Origin of the sequence: Alistipes provencensis (assembly GCF_900083545.1) — a bacterium.
Taxonomy (GTDB): Bacteria; Bacteroidota; Bacteroidia; order Bacteroidales; family Rikenellaceae; genus Alistipes; species Alistipes provencensis.
Map to the genome: position 1 here is coordinate 3611275 of NZ_LT559262.1, position 20511 is coordinate 3631785.

Annotated in this window: 22 protein-coding genes; 6 read left to right on the plus strand and 16 right to left on the minus strand. The window is 59.6% G+C overall.

The window, feature by feature from the left end:
* Positions 1-198 precede the first annotated feature (198 nt).
* Together BN5935_RS14105 and BN5935_RS14110 are read left to right on the plus strand one after the other, a co-directional pair.
* Complete coding sequence (locus BN5935_RS14105) at positions 199-1164, plus strand: NAD-dependent epimerase/dehydratase family protein (RefSeq protein WP_064976662.1); 966 nt, start codon at positions 199-201, stop codon at positions 1162-1164.
* A 12-nt stretch (positions 1165-1176) separates the two neighbouring features.
* The gene (locus tag BN5935_RS14110; RefSeq protein ID WP_064976663.1) at positions 1177-1500 is read left to right on the plus strand and encodes a thioredoxin family protein; all 324 of its coding nucleotides are present in this window, start codon (positions 1177-1179) and stop codon (positions 1498-1500) included.
* Here the strand turns inward: BN5935_RS14110 and BN5935_RS14115 are convergent.
* The 9 genes from BN5935_RS14115 to secDF form a co-directional block, all read right to left on the minus strand.
* Positions 1497-2126, minus strand: coding sequence for a DNA alkylation repair protein (locus BN5935_RS14115; protein WP_064976664.1), 630 nt, complete (start codon positions 2124-2126; stop codon positions 1497-1499). The genes BN5935_RS14110 and BN5935_RS14115 overlap by 4 nt on opposite strands.
* Before the next feature lie 12 nt (positions 2127-2138).
* A complete protein-coding gene (locus tag BN5935_RS14120) occupies positions 2139-3032 on the minus strand; it encodes a DUF4831 family protein (RefSeq protein ID WP_064976665.1) in 894 nt (297 codons plus the stop codon).
* Positions 3033-3085: 53 nt separating this feature from the next.
* Positions 3086-3742 carry a tRNA1(Val) (adenine(37)-N6)-methyltransferase gene (locus BN5935_RS14125; protein ID WP_082944164.1) on the minus strand — a complete coding sequence of 219 codons (657 nt, stop codon included), beginning with the start codon at positions 3740-3742 and terminating at the stop codon, positions 3086-3088.
* Between the two features lie 61 nt (positions 3743-3803).
* Positions 3804-4601 carry a TIGR02757 family protein gene (locus tag BN5935_RS14130; RefSeq protein WP_064976667.1) on the minus strand — a complete coding sequence of 266 codons (798 nt, stop codon included), beginning with the start codon at positions 4599-4601 and terminating at the stop codon, positions 3804-3806.
* Positions 4585-5235 (minus strand): ABC transporter ATP-binding protein, encoded by a 651-nt coding sequence (locus BN5935_RS14135; protein WP_064976668.1) that lies wholly within the window; start codon positions 5233-5235, stop codon positions 4585-4587. Before BN5935_RS14135 ends, BN5935_RS14130 begins: the two co-directional genes overlap by 17 nt.
* Entirely contained in the window at positions 5232-6056 is an 825-nt protein-coding gene (folP, locus tag BN5935_RS14140) for a dihydropteroate synthase (RefSeq protein ID WP_064976669.1), read from the minus strand. Before folP ends, BN5935_RS14135 begins: the two co-directional genes overlap by 4 nt.
* Positions 6037-6627: a dephospho-CoA kinase gene (gene coaE / locus BN5935_RS14145; RefSeq protein WP_064976979.1), complete on the minus strand. Its 591-nt coding sequence runs from the start codon at positions 6625-6627 to the stop codon at positions 6037-6039. The genes folP and coaE overlap by 20 nt, the downstream gene beginning before the upstream one ends.
* On the minus strand, positions 6627-7022 hold the full coding sequence (locus tag BN5935_RS14150) for a hypothetical protein (RefSeq protein WP_064976670.1): 396 nt from the start codon (positions 7020-7022) through the stop codon (positions 6627-6629). The genes coaE and BN5935_RS14150 overlap by 1 nt, the downstream gene beginning before the upstream one ends.
* A gap of 147 nt (positions 7023-7169) precedes the next feature.
* Entirely contained in the window at positions 7170-10199 is a 3030-nt protein-coding gene (gene secDF, locus BN5935_RS14155) for a protein translocase subunit SecDF (RefSeq protein WP_064976671.1), read from the minus strand.
* Positions 10200-10488: 289 nt separating this feature from the next.
* Between secDF and BN5935_RS14160 the strand changes: the two genes are divergently transcribed.
* Entirely contained in the window at positions 10489-11373 is an 885-nt protein-coding gene (locus tag BN5935_RS14160) for a DMT family transporter (RefSeq protein ID WP_064976672.1), read from the plus strand.
* Positions 11374-11506: 133 nt separating this feature from the next.
* On the opposite strand, the gene BN5935_RS14165 is transcribed toward BN5935_RS14160, so the two are convergent.
* The 7 genes from BN5935_RS14165 to ruvA form a co-directional block, all read right to left on the minus strand.
* Positions 11507-11830 carry a DMT family transporter gene (locus tag BN5935_RS14165; protein WP_064976673.1) on the minus strand — a complete coding sequence of 108 codons (324 nt, stop codon included), beginning with the start codon at positions 11828-11830 and terminating at the stop codon, positions 11507-11509.
* Between the two features lie 191 nt (positions 11831-12021).
* Positions 12022-13944, minus strand: coding sequence for a molecular chaperone DnaK (dnaK, locus tag BN5935_RS14170; RefSeq protein WP_064976674.1), 1923 nt, complete (start codon positions 13942-13944; stop codon positions 12022-12024).
* Positions 13945-14625: 681 nt separating this feature from the next.
* Positions 14626-14862 carry a hypothetical protein gene (locus tag BN5935_RS14175; RefSeq protein ID WP_010260803.1) on the minus strand — a complete coding sequence of 79 codons (237 nt, stop codon included), beginning with the start codon at positions 14860-14862 and terminating at the stop codon, positions 14626-14628.
* Between the two features lie 194 nt (positions 14863-15056).
* Entirely contained in the window at positions 15057-16646 is a 1590-nt protein-coding gene (locus tag BN5935_RS14180) for a hypothetical protein (protein WP_064976675.1), read from the minus strand.
* Between the two features lie 34 nt (positions 16647-16680).
* Positions 16681-17274, minus strand: coding sequence for a hypothetical protein (locus BN5935_RS14185; protein WP_064976980.1), 594 nt, complete (start codon positions 17272-17274; stop codon positions 16681-16683).
* A gap of 115 nt (positions 17275-17389) precedes the next feature.
* Positions 17390-17668, minus strand: a complete 279-nt coding sequence (locus BN5935_RS14190) for a hypothetical protein (protein WP_064976676.1) — start codon at positions 17666-17668, stop codon at positions 17390-17392.
* Positions 17669-17682: 14 nt separating this feature from the next.
* Positions 17683-18273 (minus strand): Holliday junction branch migration protein RuvA, encoded by a 591-nt coding sequence (ruvA, locus tag BN5935_RS14195; RefSeq protein WP_064976981.1) that lies wholly within the window; start codon positions 18271-18273, stop codon positions 17683-17685.
* A gap of 99 nt (positions 18274-18372) precedes the next feature.
* On the opposite strand from ruvA, the gene BN5935_RS14200 reads away from it, so the two are divergent.
* The 3 genes from BN5935_RS14200 (at position 18373) to BN5935_RS14210 (ending at position 20491) form a co-directional block, all read left to right on the plus strand.
* Entirely contained in the window at positions 18373-18960 is a 588-nt protein-coding gene (locus tag BN5935_RS14200; RefSeq protein WP_064976677.1) for an OmpH/Skp family outer membrane protein, read from the plus strand.
* Positions 18961-19061: 101 nt separating this feature from the next.
* The gene (gene cdaA / locus BN5935_RS14205) at positions 19062-19862 is read left to right on the plus strand and encodes a diadenylate cyclase CdaA (RefSeq protein WP_064976678.1); all 801 of its coding nucleotides are present in this window, start codon (positions 19062-19064) and stop codon (positions 19860-19862) included.
* A 98-nt stretch (positions 19863-19960) separates the two neighbouring features.
* Positions 19961-20491, plus strand: coding sequence for a GNAT family N-acetyltransferase (locus BN5935_RS14210; protein WP_064976679.1), 531 nt, complete (start codon positions 19961-19963; stop codon positions 20489-20491).
* The last annotated feature ends 20 nt before the right edge of the window (positions 20492-20511 follow it).

Consider the following 20511-nt stretch of genomic DNA (forward strand, 5'->3'; position numbering starts at 1 on the left):
TATGCTTTACGGTTCATCGGACAGTACAAAATTAAACGGCCGATATCCGAGAGATAAAAAAATAGATACAAAAGAAGGCTAAAATAGTACGGATATGCCCTTCGTCAAAGAGCAAAAAGGAATACGCAGGGAATCCGCGTCCCGAAAGCCGGCAAATGGAATAGATTTTGCTTTTGTTCCGGTAAAAACCGGAACGAGATGCAAAAGAGAATAGTCGTACTGGGCGGCGTGGGGTTCATCGGCACCCACCTGTGCCTGCGTCTGCTGGACGAGGGCCACGAAGTTTTCTGCGTGGACGTACGCGATACCGCCAATTCGCCGCTGCTGCGCGACATGCCCCCGTATCCGGGGTTCCGGTATGTCCGCCACAACATCGTCAACCATTTCGGGATTCGCTGCGACGAGATCTACAACCTCACCTCGCCGTCGCGCGTGCGTTACAACAAGGCGCTGCCCGTCGAAACGCTCAAGGTCAGCATGCTGGGGTCGATAAACGCCCTCGACACCGCCCGCACGGAGCATGCCCGCATCCTGTTCGCTTCGGCGGGAAATATTTACGCCACGGACGGCCGCGACACCTCCGAGCAGTCCGGCTCCGGCTCCACGCACCGCATCCTCGCCGAAGGCAATCGCGCCGCCGAGGCGATACACCGCGCCTATCAGCAAGAATTCGGGGTGGACGCCCGCATAGCCCGCATCTTCAACACCTACGGCAGCGGCGCCGACCTGATGGACCAGCGCGTGGTGATGAAGATGATCGTCGCGGCGTTACAGAACCGCGACATCCCGGTAAACGGCAGCGGCGAACAGTTGCGGACCTTCTGCTGGGTGGAGGATATCGTGGACGGGCTGGTGCGGCTGATGGACGCCCCGCCGACCGAGACCACGCGGACGATCAATTTCGGCAGCAACCACGAGGTGGCGATCCGCGCGCTGGCCGAGAAGATCATCGCCCTGACGGGCAGCCGCTCGCAGATCGTACACACCGACGCCCGCATCGACGACGTCCGGCGACGTACACCCGACATCTCGGCGGCACGCCGCGAGTTGGGATGGGCGCCCCGCACGCCGCTCGTCGAAGGGCTGCGCCGCACGATCAGCTACGTCGAGAAGGAGCTCGCCGACAAGACCCATGCGGGAATAACGTGGGTGGAGATAAGTTAAAAACAGACGAATATGAAAGACTTCGACAAGATCATCTGGCGGGATGCACTGACGTTCGTGGATTTCTTCGCCGTCTGGTGCGGGCCGTGCCGGGCGATGCACCCCGTGATCGACAAATTTCAAAAAGAGATGAACGGCCGCGCGGATGTTTACCGGGCAGACATCGAGGACCCCGACCTGATCGAAATCGTGCGGCGCTACAACATCATGTCGGTGCCGACACTGATGTTCTTCCGCCGCGGGGAGGTGCTGTGGCGCGAGAGCGGACGGGTGGACTACGAGCATCTGGTGAACGTGCTCAACGAACTCGAGAAGCGCGAACACATACTGCTTTAGGGCTCCAGACGCCAAGCCAGCTCCCCGCGGAGATACTCCGCGGCAGGGGACGGCTCCAGCGAACCGGCTGCGCGGAGTACCGCCTGCCGGTTTTCATCGTTCAGGGCCCCCACGGCGACCAGCAGCGCCACGGCCCCCTGCGCAAGCATTGTGTGTTCTTTTACTTGTTCATTTGGGGCGATCCACTCCGGCGACGGATGCGGGGCACGGGCGGCGGCCATCAGGACGGCATACTGCCGGAGGCAGGAAGCGTCCGGCGTGGTCCACGCTTCGAAGAGCGCGGGAAAGGATTCCGAACGGCTCAGGAGGGCGAAAGCGACCTCCTCGGCCATCTCGGAATTGAGCAGTCCGTCGCCCCAGAAAGCGAATTCGGAGGGCGTAAGGAGTGCGGGATCGGCGATGTGGAATGCCGCAAGGCGCAGACAGCGGACATCCTGCTGATAAAGGTATCGGGCAAATGCGTGATCGGTGCCCTCGGCACGCGCCAGCGTGCGGAGCGTCGGGAGGCTCACGCCGTAGTTCAGGCCGTAGGGCTTGCCGTAGAAGCGCATCGAATCGGCCACGGCGCCGTTGCGCTCACGTCGGAAAGCCCCGAGCAGCGCGGCCATTCGGGAGGTGAAATCCATATTCGGGACAGATTATTTGCGGCGCGGCAGGGCGACGTTGATCGTGCGGCCGAATTCAAAGACGGGAAGCACGGCACGGGCATATTCGCGGCCGCCCGCGAGGACGGTACAGGTCGAAGGATCGGCGACACGGCAGGCCACGACCGAAGTCTCCTTCGGACCGGCTTCGAGATCGCACTTCGTATTGCCCGAAGGCTCGATCTGCAACAGCACGATGTCGCCCGAAAGGTCGCTGTCAGGAAGCAGTCCGGCGGCCGGGCTGAAGCGGCAGACGATATATTGTTTCTTGTCGGCCTGCGGATAGACCACATAGCGGCGGGTCTGGGTCGAAACGGTGCGCTTGCCGAGGAACAGCTCCAGATAGCTCTGCTCCATGCGGTCGATCTCGGCCAGAGCGGCCCGGAGGCCCTCGCCGAAGACATTCTCACCGGCCTCGCCCGTGATGAGTTCGATGCGGTGGCGGCGCAGCGAGAAAATTTGGTTGGCGGCGGCACGCGCGGCATCCTCCAGCGCGGGAGTCGTCATGTCGGTCTTGTCGGGCTGCAGGCGCGCGAACTCCTCGTCGGAGGAGGCGTGGGTATAGGTGCGCGTCGAAGCGGGCACGGGAGCCGCGGCATTGAGGTAGGTATCGCGGTCCAACAGGGCGATCTGCGCCCCGGTGATGCTCCACGTCGTCTTGTCGGCAAGCGGGGCGCGCACGCCGAGGTATTTCTGGGCATAACGCGCATAGGGTCCCGTGAGGGTCAGGTCGCGCTCGACCGTGACATCCACGGCGAGGATCGTGCGGGGCTGGGCGATCGTGACGCCCGAAGCGGTCTCGTTCGCGCCTTGCAGGGCGATGTATGGGTTCTGTGCCGAAATGCCGCCCGTGAGCAGCAGGGCAAATGCCAAAAGTCTGAGTTTCATAGTCCGAGTCTTTTTATTGCAGTTCGACAAATGTAACTTTTTTTCGTGAGCCGTCAAAATTTCAGGTAAAAATCGCGGGTCAGGGTGCGGTATTCGGGGGTATAGCACTCGTGTTCGCCCGTGCCGACGACCAGTTCCGAGATTTCGGGTGCGGTCGCGGCCGCATCCGCCCGGGAGAACTCCATCAGCGCCCGTTTGGCCGGATGGCGGAGCGTGGTGCGCACGTCGGTGCGGCGCGTGAGGGCCAGCCGCCCGGCGCAGACTGTGAGAAACCGTGCGGCCTCGGACGTGGGAAGGATCACGGCGAAGCGGCCCGCAGGGGCCAGCAGGCGGAGGACGGCATCGCGCAGTTCGTCGAAAGGCAGGTGCACGGCATGGCGCGCGGCGGTGCGCCCCTCGTCGGGACAGGTGAGCGAATCGACGAAAAAAGGCGGGTTCGAGACGATCAGATCGAACAGCTCCGGCGTCGAAAACTCCTGCACCGCACACCGTTCGAAGGCTACCCTATCACCCCACGGCGAGGCGTCGGCATTCTCACGGGCCTGCACGACATCGTCGATATCGACACCTATAACGGATGCCTTCGGGGCCCGCTGGGCCAGCATCAGGGCGATCAGCCCCGTGCCGGTGCCGATGTCGAGCATCCGCCGGTCGGAGGGCCGCACGCCGGCCCATGCCCCCAGCAGGACGCCGTCGGTGCCGACCTTCATCGGGCAGCGGTCCTGACGGATGGAGAATTGTTTAAACCGGAACCCGCTTAAGAAGCGGGATTTATGCGGAGTATTCATTATTCCTTAAATAGTTATCGATCCCGGCCCCGAATAACGAGAAATCGTACCGCACGGGGTCGGCCGCATCGAACGTGCGGAGCGCGGCGGTGATCTCCTCCACGGCGCGCCAGTCGTTCTGGCGGCGGGTCAGCAGTCCCAGCGCACGCCCCATATTGCCGACATGGACGTCCAGCGGCAGATAGAGGGCCGACATGGGGATGCGCTCCCACGCGCCGAAATCGACACCCCGGTCGTCGCGGCGCACCATCCACCGCAGATACATGCAGAGCCGTTTGCAGGCCGCGCCCTTCTCGATCGACGAGAGGTGTTTCTCGCACCGCGGAGCATGGTCCCCGGCGAAAAACGCACGCCGGAAGTCGGCCAGCACCGCAGGCATGCTTTGCGTGACCTCGTAACGCTCTTCGAAGAAATTGCCGATGCCCCCGTGGCACTCCTCCATGCGCCGCAGGGCCAGCACGAAATCGCGCAGGTCCTGCCCGTTGAAAGTCCGGTGGACATAGGAGGAGAGCAGCGCCAGTTCGCGTTCCGAGGCGTTGCGGACGAAATCGGCCGGGGCGTCGTCCATGAAGTGCATCATGCGGTGGCCGCTGCTGACGATGGCTTTGCGGTTGCCCCACGCGATGGTGGCGGAGAAGAAGCCCGCGATCTCCCGGTCGGCACGCTCCGTATAGCGGTGCGGCACCGAAATCGGGTCGTCGGGGATAAATTCGGGACGGTTGTATTTGTCGTGCAGAGCTTCCAGCAGCTCCCGCAGGTCGTCGTCAGAGAATCGTTCCATCGGACATGGTGATCTTCCGGTCGGCCATCGCGGCGAGGTTCTCGTCGTGGGTCACGATGACGATGGTCTGGCCCAATTTCTCACGCAATTCGAAAAACAGGCGGTGGATCTCGTCGCGGTTGTGCGAATCGAGGTTGCCCGAAGGTTCGTCGGCCAGTAGTACGGCTGGGGAATTGACCAGCGCCCGGGCGATGGCCACGCGCTGCTGCTCGCCGCCCGAAAGCTGTCCGGGTTTGTGGTCGCGGCGTGCCGTGAGGTCCATCATGCCGAGCAGTTCGGCGGCACGGCGTTCGACCTCGGCGCGGGGGCGGCGGCCGATCAGCCCCGGGATGCAGACATTCTCGAAAGCCGTGAACTCCGCGAGCAGGTGGTGGAACTGGAAGACGAAGCCGATGCGCTCGTTGCGGAATTTCGACAGGGCCTTGTCGCCCAGCGACGAGACATCCTCACCGCCGATCTCCACACGTCCGCTGTCGGGGCGCGAAAGGGTTCCCATAATTTGCAGCAGCGTGGTCTTCCCGGCACCGCTGGCCCCCACGATGGAGACCACCTCGCCCTGCGCCACGTCGAGCGAAACGCCTTTCAGCACTTCGAGCGTGCCGAAACTCTTGTGTATGTCGGTAACTCGTATCATTGGCGGAACATATTAAACAATTGGACCGTATCGACGGCTTCCCGCACGTCGTGGACGCGCAGGATCGCCGCACCCTGCCGCAGGCACTCCCACCCCAGCGCGACGGTTCCGGCCAAGGATTCGGCGGGCGTCGCGTCGAGGACCTTATAGATCATCGACTTGCGCGAAAGGCCCGCCAGTACGGGATAGCCCAGTTCGCAGAGGCGGTGCAGGCCCGCCAGCAGTTCGTAATTCTGCTCCGTGGTCTTGGCGAAGCCGAAGCCGGGGTCGAGGATGATGTTCCCGGGCCGGATGCCCGCCGCAAGCATCGCCTCGGCGCGCATGCGGAAATAGTCCACGACCTCGGTGGTGATGTCGCGCCGGGAGTCGGTCTGCGACTGCATCGTGCGGGGATCGCCCTTCATGTGCATGGCGATGTAGGGAACGTCGTATTTCGCGGCGACGGAGAGCATCGCGGGGTCGAGTTCCCCGGCGGAAATGTCGTTGATAATGAGCGGACCGAACGTCTCGATGGCCTTTGCAGCCACCTCGCTGCGGAACGTGTCGACCGAGACCGTCACACCGGGAGCCAGCCGCCGCACGGCCTCTACGCCCAGCGCCACACGCCGCCACTCCTCGTCGGCAGGGACCTCGTCGGCACCGGGGCGCGAGGAGTAGCCCCCCACATCGATCAGATGCGCACCCTCGGCCACGGCCTCCCGGACATGCCGTTCGACAGCCCCGGCATCGGGCATGCGGCTGCCGGCGTAGAACGAATCGGGCGTGACGTTCAGGATCGCCATCACCTGCGGCGCGGAAAGGTCAATCGATACGGGCTTCATGGCTGAAAATTCGGTCGAGTTTCAAAACGGCAAGTTCGAGGTCCTCCTCGAAAATATTGATCACGACATAATCGGCTTTCTCGCTCAGCGCGTCGTCGTCCAACTGCACGGCGATGCGGCGGCGGACCGCTTCGGGATCGCACTTGTCGCGGCGGCAGGTGCGTTCGAGACGCAGTTCCAGCGGTGCGAGGACAGCGACGGTCCGATCGACCGAATCCTCCAGTCCCGCGTCGAAAAGGATAGCGCTTTCGAAAATCACATAACTCCCCTCCTGCCGTTCGGCCCATGCGGCGAAATCCGCAAGGACGGCCGGATGGACCAATGCGTTCAGGTCGGCCAGAGCCGCCGGGTCGGAAAAGACCTTTCCGGCGAGATAAGAGCGGTTCAGGGCACCGTCGGCATAGGCTTCGGCGCCGAAACGGGCCGAAATAGCCGTCCGTAATTCCGGGTTCTCCGCCATCAGCCGCTTGGCTTCGGCATCGGAGTCGTAGACCGCAACACCCCGCTGTGCGAAAAGGCGGCAAACCGCACTTTTGCCGCTGCCGATGCCTCCCGTAATTCCGACCTTCATCATGGATTTTCAGGGACGTTGATTTCGGGAATGTCGCCGACGGAGATAATCTTGATATCGCTGAAACGCGGAGCAAGGGCATTCTGCAACGACTGCGGGTCGATGATGAGCTTGCCTTCGTGTCCCTCCTCGTGCGACCGCTTCGTCTTAAGGTCCGTGAGCGGGATGCGCAGCGTCTTGTTCATGTAGACCCGGTAGCCGAAGAGGTTCGTGCCGACACCCTCGACCACGCATGTGACCTCGAAAGGCTGTCCGTCGACACTCACCTTCACGGTCTGTTCGGCGGTATATGTGTAGCTCAGCTTGGCGATATACCACAGGATGAACGACGCGACCAGCAGCGCCAGAAAAACCGGCGACACATAGCGGTGCATCCATTTCAGCAAATTTTCCATAGTGCGGATAGATTCTCTACGCAAAGATAATACAAGCCGCGCGCAATGCCAAATTTATTTGGCCATTGCAGGGCACAGCCGACAGCGTGCAAAAAAAGGACCGCCCCAAAGTCGGACAGTCCTTTTCAAAGAAATTAGCTTTGCGGATTATTTCTCCTCGTCGATCTTGGCACGCTTGGCCATCAGGTCGTAAGCGAGCGGCGTAGCGATGAAGATCGTGGCAGCCGTACCTACGACCACGCCGATGATCAGCGCGAAGATGAAGCCGCGGATCGTCTCGCCGCCGAAGAAGAAGATAGCCAGCAGCGTCACGAGCGTCGTACCCGAGGTGTTGATCGTACGCGACAGCGTCGAGTTGATGGCGTTGTTCACGTTCTCCTTCAGGTTGCGTTTGGGATAGAGGCCCAAGAACTCGCGGATACGGTCGAAGACCACCACGGTGTCGTTGATGGCATAACCGATGATCGTCAGGATCGCCGCGATGAACGCCTGATTGACCTCGAGGTTGAAGGGCAGCAGACCGTAGAACATCGAGAAGATACCGATAATCAGCAGGGCGTTGAAAGCCAATGCCGCCGTGGCACCCGTAGCCCACTGCCAGCGCTTGAAACGGAAGGTGATGTAGAGACCGATGGCGATGAGTGAGAAAAGCACCGAGTAGATGGCATTCCAAGTCATGTCCTTGGCAATCGAGGGGCCGATCTTGTCGGCCGTCAGGATACCGTTCTCGTCGGTCTGCGTATTGCGGAACTGCTCGAAGGTGATGTCATACGAGTAAAGCGATTTCAGCGCGTCGTAGATGATCTGTTCGACCTCGTCCGTAGCCTCGTCCGACGTGTCGTCGTAACGATACTGCGTCACGATACGCATCTGGTTCTCATTACCGTACTGCTTCACCTCGAAACTAATCGACGAGGCGTCGGCACCGGCGATCTGCGAGAAGGTCTCCTCCACATTGGCACGCACCTCTTCGGCCGAAACCGGTTTGTCGAAACGGATCACATAGGCGCGACCGCCGGTGAACTCGGCACCGAGGTTCAGGCCGCGGGCGAAGAACGACACGCACGAAAGAACCATCAGGGCACCGGTGATCATATAGGCAATTTTACGCATACGGATAAAATCGACATGCGTGTTGTTCAGGAAATTCTCCGACCACTTGTACGAGAAAGAGATGCTGCCCCACTTACCGACAACCCACTCGATCAGGAGGCGCGTAATGAAGATGGCGCAGAAGACCGAGGTGATGATACCGATGATCAGCGTCGTGGCGAAGCCCTGTACCGGACCCGTACCGAAAATAAAGAGGACGATACCCGTGATGATGGTGGTCAGCTGGCCGTCGATGATGGCCGAGTAGGCTTTCGAGAAACCGTCCTTGATGGCCAGACCAAGGCCCTTGCCGCCGCGGAGCTCCTCCTTGATACGTTCGTAGATGATGACGTTCGCATCGACGGCCATACCCATCGTCAGCACGATACCCGCAATACCCGGAAGGGTCAGCACGGCGCCGAACGACACCAGAACGCCCATCAGCAGGAAGACATTGGTAAGCAGCGCGATGTCGGCCATCCAGCCCGCAGTCTTGTAGAACAGCCCCATGTAGAGCAGGACGAGGATGAAGGCCAGCACGAACGAGATCATACCGGCATTGATCGACTCCTGTCCCAGCGAAGGACCTACGACCGTATCCTGAATGATCTTGGCGGGAGCGGGAACCTTACCCGAGTTGAGCACGTTGGCAAGGTCCTTGGCCTCCTGAATGGTGAAGTCGCCGGTGATCTGCGACTGGCCCTTGTCGATCTTCGAATTGACGCGGGGAGCCGAATAGACGTAACCGTCGAGGACGATGGCGATGCATTTGCCGATGTTCTCGCCCGTCATGCGCGCCCACTCCGAGGTGCCCTCGGCGTTCATGGTCATCGAAACCTCGGCCGTAGCGCCGCGCTGGGCGTACTGCTCGGTAGCCTCGGTAACAACCGAACCGTCGAGCGGAGCCTTGCCGTCGGGGGTCGAAACCCGGATGGCATAGAGGTAGAAGCGGCCGTCGATCTTGTCGTCGCCCTTGACGCCCCACTTGAACAGGATGTCGGCGGGGAACAACTCGCGCACGGCGGGCTGGGCGAGGTATTCGTTCACGGCAGCCATGTCGGCCTTGTAGGCGGCACCGATGGCGGCACCTCCGGCAAAGCCCGGATCGAGAACGGCAAAGAGCGGGTTCTGCTTGCGGTCGTAACGGCCCGTATGGGCAGCCTCGGCCGTGGCGGTCGAATCGGCGGCACCGACCTCGGCGATCAGGTCACCGGTCTCGGCAGCGGCAGTTTCGGCAGCGGCGGCAGCCTCGGCGGAAGCGGTTTCAGGCTCCGCAACAACGGGGGCCTGCTCCATTTCGGCCTTGATGAGCTTGTCGGCGGCAACCAGCGTCGGCAGCACCTCGTTGGCATCATAGGTGGTCCAGAACTCCAGCGAAGCGGTGCCCTGCAACAGGTCGCGGACACGCTGCGGCTCCTTCACGCCCGGAAGCTCGACCAGAATGCGGTGCGAGTTGGGAAGGCGCATGATGTTGGGCTGCGTAACGCCGAAGTGGTCGATACGGCTGCGCAACACGTTGAACGACGCGTTGATGGCGGCCTCGGTCTCCTTCTTCAGGATCTTCTCGACATCGGCGTCCGAACTCTCGAGCGTGATGTCCTTACGGTCGGGGCTCACGAAGATCTCGGCGATGGAACGGCCGTTCGACAGACGCGAATAAGCCTTCACGAAGTCGGAAATATAGTCGCTCGACGTGCCCTTCTTCATGGCCTCGTTCGCCTCGGCAACGGCCTCGACGAAGGCGGGATCGTTCTGGCTGTCGCCGGCGAGCGCCTTGATGACGTCCTCGACCTGCACCTCCAGCATGACGTTCATACCGCCCTTGAGGTCGAGACCCAGATTCAGCTCCTTCTCCTTGCACTCCTTGTAAGTGAACTTACGGAAGCCCAGATTGTAAACCGGCAGGTTCTGCACCGAATCGAGGTAGTGCTGTTCGGCCTCGGCCTGCTGGTCGAGGGGGAACTGCGCGGCATACGCGGCCGCCTTCTTCTCTACGCCACGCGTTTTAAACGTGAACGAGAGCTGGTAAACGCATGCGAGGCCCAGCAGGACCGCGATGAGTTTAATGAAACCTTTGCTTTGCATTTGAATGAAAAATAGTTGTTATTATTTGTTGTAATTCTTGTCATTACGCATAATAGCACGCAAAGATAGAAAAAAAGAATTAAATAACGCGGGTTCGGCGGGAGGAAATTGGGGATAATATGCAAAAATATCGCCATAAAGGTCCCGCCGGACCCGCATTGCAGCGTCCTGCCGACGCCGGATTTTCTGTCGGCAATCCCCGCCGGAAAGAAAGGCTTCAGCCATTATTCGGCTCCGAGGGGAGAAAACCGGCTTGCAAATGTCAAAAAATCCGTATTTTTGGGACCGCATGACAAAACATCCGGAATACAAATACCACCTCGCGGCGCTGTTCACCGTCACGGTGTGGGGCGCGACGTTCGTCTCGACCAAAGTGCTGATCGCCAACTCGCTGACCCCGGCGGAGATATTCCTGCTGCGGTTCGCGACAGCCTACGTCTGCATCTGGCCTTTCGCTCGACGGCGCATGTGGGCCGCGAACCTGCGCGACGAGCTGCTGCTGGCTGCGGCGGGACTGAGCGGCGGATCGCTCTATTTCCTCACCGAGAACATCGCTCTGGAGTATGCCCCGGCCTCGAACGTGTCGCTGATCGTCTGCACGGCACCCGTATGGACGGCCGTGGCGATGAGCCTCTTCTACCGCGGCGAACGGATGTCGCGGCGGCAGGTCACCGGATCGGCGCTGGCCTTCGCGGGGATGGTGCTCGTGGTCCTCAACGGCCATTTCGTGCTGCACCTATCGCCGCGGGGCGATATGCTGGCGCTGTCGGCGGCGTTGCTATGGATGGTCTATTCGCTGGTCATCAAGCGCATCGGAGGCCGCTACCCCGCCATCTTCATCACCCGGAAAGTATTTTTCTACGGGTTATTGACGATCCTCCCGGTCTTTGCCTTCCGGCCCTTCGCGGTGGAATGGGAGGTACTCGCGCGTCCGGTGGTCTGGGGCAACCTGCTGTTTCTGGGGGTCATCGCCTCGATGCTCTGCTATGTGCTCTGGAACGCCGTGATGCACCGTCTGGGAGCCGTGCGCACGACCAACTACATCTACTTCAATCCGTTGGTGACAATCGTCACCGCGGCGCTCTGCATCGGCGAGCGCATCACCCTTGCAGCGCTGACCGGCGCGGCGCTGATTCTCTACGGGATGTGGAGAGCCGAAAGGCCCGCCTCTTAAACAGGGGGGGGGCAGAACCGGATGATTAGCAGGCAGTGCATCTGCCGCCCCTAAATCCCGCTTCTTAAGCGGGCGGGAGCGCAGATTAGGGCCTGACACGCCAATTCCTGCAATCGCCCCTAAAACCCGCCTCTTAGGCGGGGACCATCTTCAGGCCGACGATGCCGATGAAAACCAGCGAGAGAAAGAACATCCGCCAGAAAGTCACGGCGTCGTGGAAAAAGACGATGCCGAGGATCACGGTTCCCATGCCCCCGATGCCCGTCCAGATCATATAGGCCGTACCCATCGGAATGCTTTTCTGCGCAATATACAGCAGCCAGCCGCTGACGCCCATCGAAACGGCCGAAAGGACCAGAAAAAGGAAATGGTAGCGCGGATTGAGGCTTGCCAGCTTGAAGCCCAGCGGCCACCCCATCTCGAAAAGACCCGCGAAAATCAGATAAACCCAAGCCATCGGAATCAAATTTTGTTGGCGAAGATAACGAAATTTACTGAAACACGCAGTTCCCATCCGGAAATCGTTATTTTTGATTATCGCGGAACAGATTTCGGCATAACACAAGTTCACCCCGGATGGGTCATACTAACGTATTTCCCATTCGGGGTGAACAAGGCAGGACGAAATATGTCCGCAAGAATCGAAAATTACTTAACCTCTTCGAACTCCACATCCTCAGGCTGTCCGTCGCCGCCCTGCTGGCCGCCGGCGTTCGACTGCGACTGCTGGCCGGCGTCGGCACCGGGCTGCTGGGCGCCCTGAGCCTGCTGCTGGGCAGCGTAGATGTCCTGCGAAGCGGCCTGCCATGCGGCGTTGAGCTCGGTCATCGCGGTGTCGATGGCAGCCACGTCGGCGTTCTTGTGCGCCTCCTTCAGCTTGCCGAGCGCCGTCTCGATGGCGGCCTTCTTGTCGGCGGGCAGTTTGTCGCCGTACTCGCTGAGCTGCTTCTCGGTCGAGAAGATGTTCGAGTCGGCAGCGTTGATCTTGTCGATACGCTCCTTCTCGGCCTTGTCCTTCTCCTCGTTGGCCTTGGCCTCGTCGCGCATCCGCTGGATCTCCTGCTCGGTAAGGCCCGAAGAAGCCTCGATGCGGATCTTCTGCTCCTTGCCCGTGCCCTTGTCCTTGGCCGAGACGTTCAGGATGCCGTTGGCGTCGATGTCGAACGTAACCTCGATCTGCGGCACGCCGCGCGGTGCGGCGGGGATGCCGTCGAGGTGGAAGCGGCCGATCGACTTGTTGTCGCGGGCCAGCGGACGCTCGCCTTGGCAGACGTTGATCTCCACCGAAGGCTGGTTGTCGGCAGCCGTCGAGAAGGTCTCCGACTTGCGGGTCGGGATCGTCGTGTTGGCGTCGATGAGCTTCGTCATCACACCGCCCAGAGTCTCGATACCCAGCGACAGCGGCGTAACGTCCAGCAGCAGCACGTCCTTCACCTCGCCCGTGAGCACACCGCCCTGAATGGCGGCGCCGATGGCCACGACCTCGTCGGGGTTGACCGAACGGTTCGGGGTCTTGCCGAAGAACTCCTCAACGATCTTCTGGATCGCGGGGATACGCGTCGAACCGCCCACGAGAATCACCTCGTTGATCTGCGAAGCCTCCAGACCCGCGTCACGCAGAGCCAGTTTGCAAGGCTCGATGGTCTTGCGGATCAGGTGGTCGCACAACTGCTCGAACTTGGCGCGGGTGAGCGTCATCACGAGGTGCTGCGGAATGCCGTTGACGGGCATGATATACGGCAGGTTAATCTCCGTGGTGGTCGAGGAGGAAAGTTCGATCTTCGCTTTCTCGGCAGCCTCCTTCAGACGCTGCAGGGCCATCGGGTCCTGACGCAGGTCGATCTGGTGCTCGGCCTTGAACGCCTCGGCCATGTAGTCGATCAGCACATGGTCGAAGTCGTCACCTCCGAGGTGCGTGTCGCCGTTGGTCGATTTCACCTCGAAAACGCCGTCGCCCAGCTCGAGGATCGAAATATCGAACGTACCGCCGCCCAAGTCATACACGGCGATCTTCATGTCGCTCGACTTCTTGTCCATGCCGTAGGCCAGCGCTGCGGCCGTAGGCTCGTTGATGATACGGCGCACCTTCAGGCCGGCGATCTCGCCCGCCTCCTTCGTAGCCTGACGCTGCGAGTCGGAGAAGTAGGCCGGGACGGTGATGACGGCCTCCGAGACCTCCTGTCCCAGATAATCCTCGGCCGTCTTCTTCATCTTCTGCAGAATGATGGCCGAAATCTCCTGCGGGGTATACTGCCGTCCGTCGATATCCACACGCGGGGTGTTGTTGTCGCCCTTGACGATCGTATAGGGAGCGCGCGCGATGTCGGCCGAAACCTTGTCGTAGGCCTCACCCATGAAACGCTTGATCGAGAAGACCGTGCGCTTGGGGTTGGTGATCGCCTGACGCTTGGCCGGGTCGCCGACCTTACGCTCGCCATCGGCCGTGAACGCCACGACGGAAGGGGTCGTGCGGTGTCCCTCGGAGTTGGGTATTACAACGGGCTCGCTGCCCTCCATCACTGCTACGCAGGAGTTCGTGGTTCCTAAGTCAATACCAATAATCTTTGCCATAATCGTAAATATGTTTTAATTGTTATTTATTTTCTTTTTCGTACCCCCGGTCCAGCCTCCCGGACTCCAGCCGCGGGTTACGCCCAAGATTTGAACAAAGGTCGTACCAATCGGCAATCCCTGCCAAATTGTCAGCCCGATGGCAGAAAAATGCCATACATCGGGTTGTTGTACGGCATTTTGTCACCCGCCCGCTTAAGAAGCGGGGCGGGAGCGCAGAACCGGATGGGAAGCGTTCCTGCATACTATCGCGCCCTAAAACCCACCTCTTAGGTGGGCGAAAGCTCGTACCTTTTGGTGCCAAAAGGTACCCAAAACCATCCGCATGTCGCTTTCGCGGGACCGTCGCTCGGCTGCACTAAAACGGGCGCCTGCGCGGGTTTGCAAGCAAACCGGCCCCGTTTTTAACGCTCCGCCTTCGCACCGTTCTTTTTCCGCTGCAAGCGATAATGCGGACCACTTCCCCGCACCGCCGGCATCGAGTAGGAGATTTAAAACCCGTTTTTTAATTATCGCGGAGCAGATTTCGGCATAACGCAGTTCGGCCCGGACGGGACATACAGAGGTATTTCCCGTCCGGGACGGACAAGGCAGGGCGAAAGGGACCCGTGAGAATCAAAAAAGGCCTGCAAGATGCAGGCCCTTCTCCGGCGGATGCCGGACTTAATCGCTATAACTCAACTACTCGCTCAGGATACGCATTGCAACGTCGAGAATCGTCGTGTCGTCCAACGTGACGACGCCCCCATCCGGACCCGGTTCGAAGTGCACGCCGACACATTCTTTCGACTCGTGCTTGCCCCCGAAATAGTTCCGGACCGTGTCCACATCGATTCCCAATTCATCTGCAATGCGTTGCGAGCTGCCGCTGGGCAGCCTGTCCTTGATACGGCGCAACTCGTTAAATGTGATAATCATATCCCTTGAATTTTTGGTTGATAGTTCTGCACAACTAAGTTAGTACAATTTTGCGTAATTGCAAAATTTCTGCCTGAAAAAGTGGAATTAAAATGAAACGCGCCGCAAAAAGGACGAAAGGCATTCCGGGGCAAAAGAAAAACCCCGCCGAAGCAGGGTTTTTCGTAGGTCGAAACCGTTGTGCGACACGCGGATCAATCCTCCGCCGGTTCGATATAGAACTGGAAAATCAGCGGCGCGAAAGAGGGAATCTCGGTCGTTACGGTCGTCGTGGTCGAGGTTTCGCCCGTCGAACCGTAATTGTAACCGTAGTCGCCGTAATAGCCGTAGCCGTAACCATAGCCGCCCAGACCGCCGTAACCGTAGTAATCGCCGTAATAGCCGCCGTAAAGGCCGCTGTTGCCGTAATACATCTGCGAATAGTTCAGGTAGTTCAGGTAATCCAGATAGTTCGAAGAATAGCCGTTACCCGACGGCGACGAGGTCGAACTGCCGCTCTTGCCGCTCGTCCCGTAGGCATTAGTCGAAGTGGTGACGAATGCCGCCCACTGACCGTATCGCAGGTTGGGGACCGTGTAGTAGAAAGCCGTAATCAGGCCGCCTTCCTCCGGCGTATAGGAGAGCGCCTCTCCCTCGGAGGTAACCTCTCCGTAGATGATTTTCTTCACTTCGTCGATATTCGTGTCGAAAATGAAGCCGTCGAGGAAACGGCCGATATACCAGATTTTGGCCGTACCGTCGAGTCCGACCGAATCCGATTCGAGTTTATCGACGCCTTCATAGGCTTTGTAGTCGTCGCCTTCGCCGTGGAAACGCTTTACAAGCGCCTCGGAAATCTCTTTTTCCAGATCGGAGCCGTTATAGGGCTCGAAACCGACATTATAAGGCTTGTTGCTGACCTTACTCTCCGCATCGCTGAAATCGAACGAGAACTTATCTCCTTTCCCCGTTTCGGCCGGATCGTACTTGACATTGACATAGAGCTGCGCCACGGTATCGCAGGCCGAAACCCACCGTTCGGCACGGTTATAGGGGTGCTTTCCGTCCTCGGGATCGGTCGGGCGCTTTTCGCTGCCGTCTTCCCCGTCCTTGGTGAACATCACCATCCCGCCGTTCTCTTTGGCAAAGGCGTCGACCAGCGAACCTTCGGCCTCCAGCGGGTTTTTGTCGATGCCGACAATCTCCATCTCCATGATAAGGGGACGCTTGGCGCTGAGCGAATACTGGCCCTCGTAACCGCCGTCGCCGCTTATGCCGCCCGAACCGACGACACGCGACGGCATATAGAGCCGCACTACGTCGCCATCGCGCAGAAGATACTCCCGGTCGATTCCCTTGTTGCGGGCATACTCCTCTCCCAGATGCAACGTATTGCGCATGGCCAGATAGGTACCCTCGATCAGACCAGCGTTCGCCTCGCCGCAATAGCGGTAATAAGGTACATAATGGGTATATTTGGTAAAGGTCCCGAGCTGGTAGGCTTCCGCGGCGCGGCGCGTGAGGGCGATGTTGCCGCTCAGGTCGCGGCCCGAGAAATCGAACTTCACCCAGCAGATCGTATCGTTCACCGGTTTGGCGTCGGCCTTGCCGGGCTCGAGTATATCGACATAATAACCGCCGTCGGTCTGCAGATTCTCCAACAGTTCGGGATGTTTCTGCGTCATATACGCCTCGAGGGCCTGGTCCTCGAACTTGTCGTACGACTCGGTCTGCTCTTTGGCACAGGAGGCCAGCAGCACGATGCAGGCTGCCGGGAGGTACAGAAAACGGGTGATCAATTTCATATTTTGTTAAACGGTTCTTTTTTCGGGTTCTGTATTATTCGACGGATTCGACCCTGAAATACCACGCGACCGGGCTTTCCCGCGGAATCGTCGTGAAATATTTGTCGCCGAAAGCCTCGTTGTAGGTCATGTATGCCTCGACATCGTCCTTCGCGCGACAACCAAGTAACGCATGCCGGAGCCCTTTTAGTATGTCGCCGCGCATATCGAGCGTCAGCGGTTCGAACGACCAAGCCCCGGGCGTCAGCCCCAAGTCCTCGTAAGCCTTCAGCAGCAGCGGATCGTTCGAGTAGAACGGGAACGTCGAATCCGTGATGTTCGAATAGCCGAAGACGTAGGCCCGGAAAGTAATGGTGACTTTCGACGCGGCCGTAACCTCCGGATTGGACTCCCGGTCGGGGCGGTAATAATTGACGATATACCGGTAGACCGTGCTGCCCGCCGTGGTGTAGAACGGCAACTGCCCGTCCTCACCGACCGACGCCTCGGGGATGAGCGCAGGGGAGTGAGTCTTCTCGAGGTACGAGACGATCTTCTGACGCTGCTCGGGAAGGATGTCCTTCTCGTCGGAGCAACCGCTCAGCAGCACGGGCAGGGCCAAGCCCAACAGGGTGATAAGTCGTTTCATCGGCATATAATCGTGCAAATTTACATAAAACAATCCGATTTACGAACAAGAAACGAAAAAAAACGTCCGCCCGGCATGCCGGCGGACAAAAAAAGCAAAGGAACCGGAACACCGGCTATCCCCTGCGCCTGTAATAATCCTTGTGCGGGTCTTTGAGACGCTGCAATTTACGCTGCTTCCACGCGTAAATGAGCATCGTGAACACGATACCGGCGGCAACGACACCAAGGAGAATGAAAATAAATCCGACAGGAATCCCTTCCATAGACACAAAAAATTGGTGAGGCAAAACATTTTGATTAGGCGGTGCAAAGTTAATACAAATAATTTGCCAAAGCAAGGGGGGGGGAAATTCCGGGACTCTTTCCGCAAAAAGAGCCGTTTGGTATACCATTCGGTCTTTTTATATTACAGCCGCTTGAGGGCCGCACGGATCAGCTCTTCGACCGAAGCCCGGGGAAGTTCGCGCATCACGGCGCGCAGGACCTTCTCGGCTGTGGCGCGGGCGAAGCCCAGCATGACCAGCGCGGCGAGAGCCTCGTCGAAGCTGCCTCCGTCAGCCCCGGCAAGGGGCGCATCGCCCGCCGCATCGGTGCCCAGCACGGCCAGCTTGCCGCTCAGCTCGACGATGATCTTCTGCGCCGTCTTCAGGCCCAGCCCCTTGACATTTTTCAGCAGCACGGCGTTGCCCGAGGTGATGATGCCCTGCAGCTCGCGCGGCGAGTAGGTCGAAAGGATCATGCGCGCCGTATTGCCGCCCACGCCCGAGACGCTTATCAGCAGCCGGAACACCTCGCGCTCGACCTTCGTCGAGAAGCCGTAGAGCAACTGGGCATCCTCGCGCACGACGTAGTGCACATAGAGTTTGGCCTCGGCGGCATGCTCGACGGCGGCATAGGTTTCGAGTGAAATATGGAGGTAGTAGCCTACCCCGCCGGCGTCGATAACGGCATAAGCGGGAGCGACTTCGGCAACGGAGCCCTTGATGTATTCGTACATGAAAATCAAAATTTAATGCGGGTTGGGCAAAAGTAAAGATTTTTTTTTACCTTTGTGACTCAAACGCGGAATAATTAACTTTTCAAATAGAAAAACGACATGAAAAAAACTCTCTTTCCGGCGCTGGCTGCGGCTCTCGTCCTTGCGGCCTGCGGCACGAAAACCGCAGAGCAGACCGGGGATGCGGCTGAAGCGGTCGCACAGCAGGTTATTTCGAGCGACATCGCTTACGTTCAGGTCGAAGCCGTGCTGGCACAGTGCGACCTTTACAAGACCGAAGGCGTAGCGCTTCAGGAGAAGACCGAGAAGGCGCAGAAGAGCTGGGCACAGCGTGAAAAGGGACTTCAGGCCGAGGCCGCACAGTTGCAGGAGAAGTACCAGAAGGGACTCATCACCTCGCGCGACGCACAGACCCAGCAGGAGAATATTCAGAAGAAGGCCGAGTCCTATCAGGCCAACGCCCAGAAGGAGGCCCAGACGCTCGACGAGGAGAACTATGTGTTCACCAACCGCGCTCAGGACCTGTTGCAGCGTGCCGTGCAGGATATCAACGCCGACAAGAAGTACAAACTGATCATCAACGCCACGGCGCTCATCGATGCCGACACGACGCTCAACATCACCCCCGCCGTGCTGGCGAAGGTCAATGAGCTCTATGCTGCGGACAAGAAAGCCGTGAAGAAATAACCCCGCCCCGCGGAATCTTAAAATACCGGCTTCCCCGCAAAGCGGAAGTCGGTATTTTTTTCGTACCTTTGCGAACGACTAATTAATAACGCCGACAAACGATGGGATTCGTTCCGTTTACATTCGTCGATTTCATCGACATCATCTTGGTTGCCGTCATCATGTATTGGATATACCGCATGACCAAGGGCACCAATGCGCCGTATATCCTCTCGGGAATCATAGCCGTCTACCTGCTGTGGGTGGTCGTGCGGGCGCTGAACATGGAGTTGTTGTCGACCATCCTCGGGCAGTTGATCTCGGTGGGAGCCATCGCGCTGATTATCGTCTTCCAGCCCGAACTGCGGCGGTTCCTGCAGATGATCGGCATGCGCCAGAAGCATTTCAACTTCATCTCGCGCATCTTCTCGACGGGCGAGGACACCGTGCAGACCAACGTGGCGCCGATCGTCACGGCCTGCCGCGAAATGTCGGAGACCAAGACCGGGGCCCTGATCGTCATCGGACAGCAGAGCGACCTGCGGCTGATCGCCGAGGGCGGCATCGCCCTCGACGCCAAGGTTTCGACGTCGCTCCTGAAGAACATTTTCTTCAAGAACGCCCCCCTGCACGACGGCGCCGTGCTGATCGAGGGCGACCGGATCGTGGCGGCCAAGTGCATCCTCCCGGTGACGCAGAGCGACGTACCCAAGTCGTTCGGCACGCGCCACCGCGCGGCGATCGGCATGAGCGAGATTTCGGACGCCATCATCGTGGTCGTCTCCGAGGAGACGGGCGACATCTCGATCGCGCAGGGCGGCGAAATCCGCCTGAACATCGACCCTGTCCGGTTGCAGCAGACCTTGCAGCGCTACCTGACGATCAATTCGCGCAAACGTTCGAAAAAAGAGGTGGCGGAATAATCAGCGCAAGACGCCGGATTCAGGGGCGGCGAAAGTTTTTCACGCTTTCCACCCGCTCCGCGTCCCCGCAACAGTCCAAAATACCCAAAACATAAATTATGCTTTATCCATCCCAAACGGCCCGCCTCGCACTGCGCGCATGGCGGGAGGAAGACCGGCCGGCTTTCGCCGCCATGAACGCCGACGAGCGTGTCATGGAGTTTTTCCCCGCACCGCTGACGGATGCCGAATCCCGGGAGATGTTCGACCGCATCCGCGACGAATTCTCGACGGAAGGATTCGGTCCTTACGCCGTGGAACGCCTCTCCGACGGCGAATGGCTGGGCTATGTGGGACTGCACCGCGTGACCTACTCCGGCGGCATGGAGGGTCAGGTTGAGATTCTCTGGCGCCTGCGTTACGACGTCTGGGGGCAGGGCTATGCCACCGAAGCGGCCCGGGCCTGCATCGCACACGCCGCGAAACTCGGCATCCCGGAGCTCATCGCTTTCACCTACGTCGGCAACCTGCGTTCGCTGGACGTGATGAAGAAGCTCGGCATGGAGTGCGTCGGGGAGTTCGACCACCCCGGTCTGGCGCCCGGCCATCCCCTGAGGCGTCACGCGCTCTACCACATCTGGACCGAATAACGACAAAGTCCGCGGCCCCT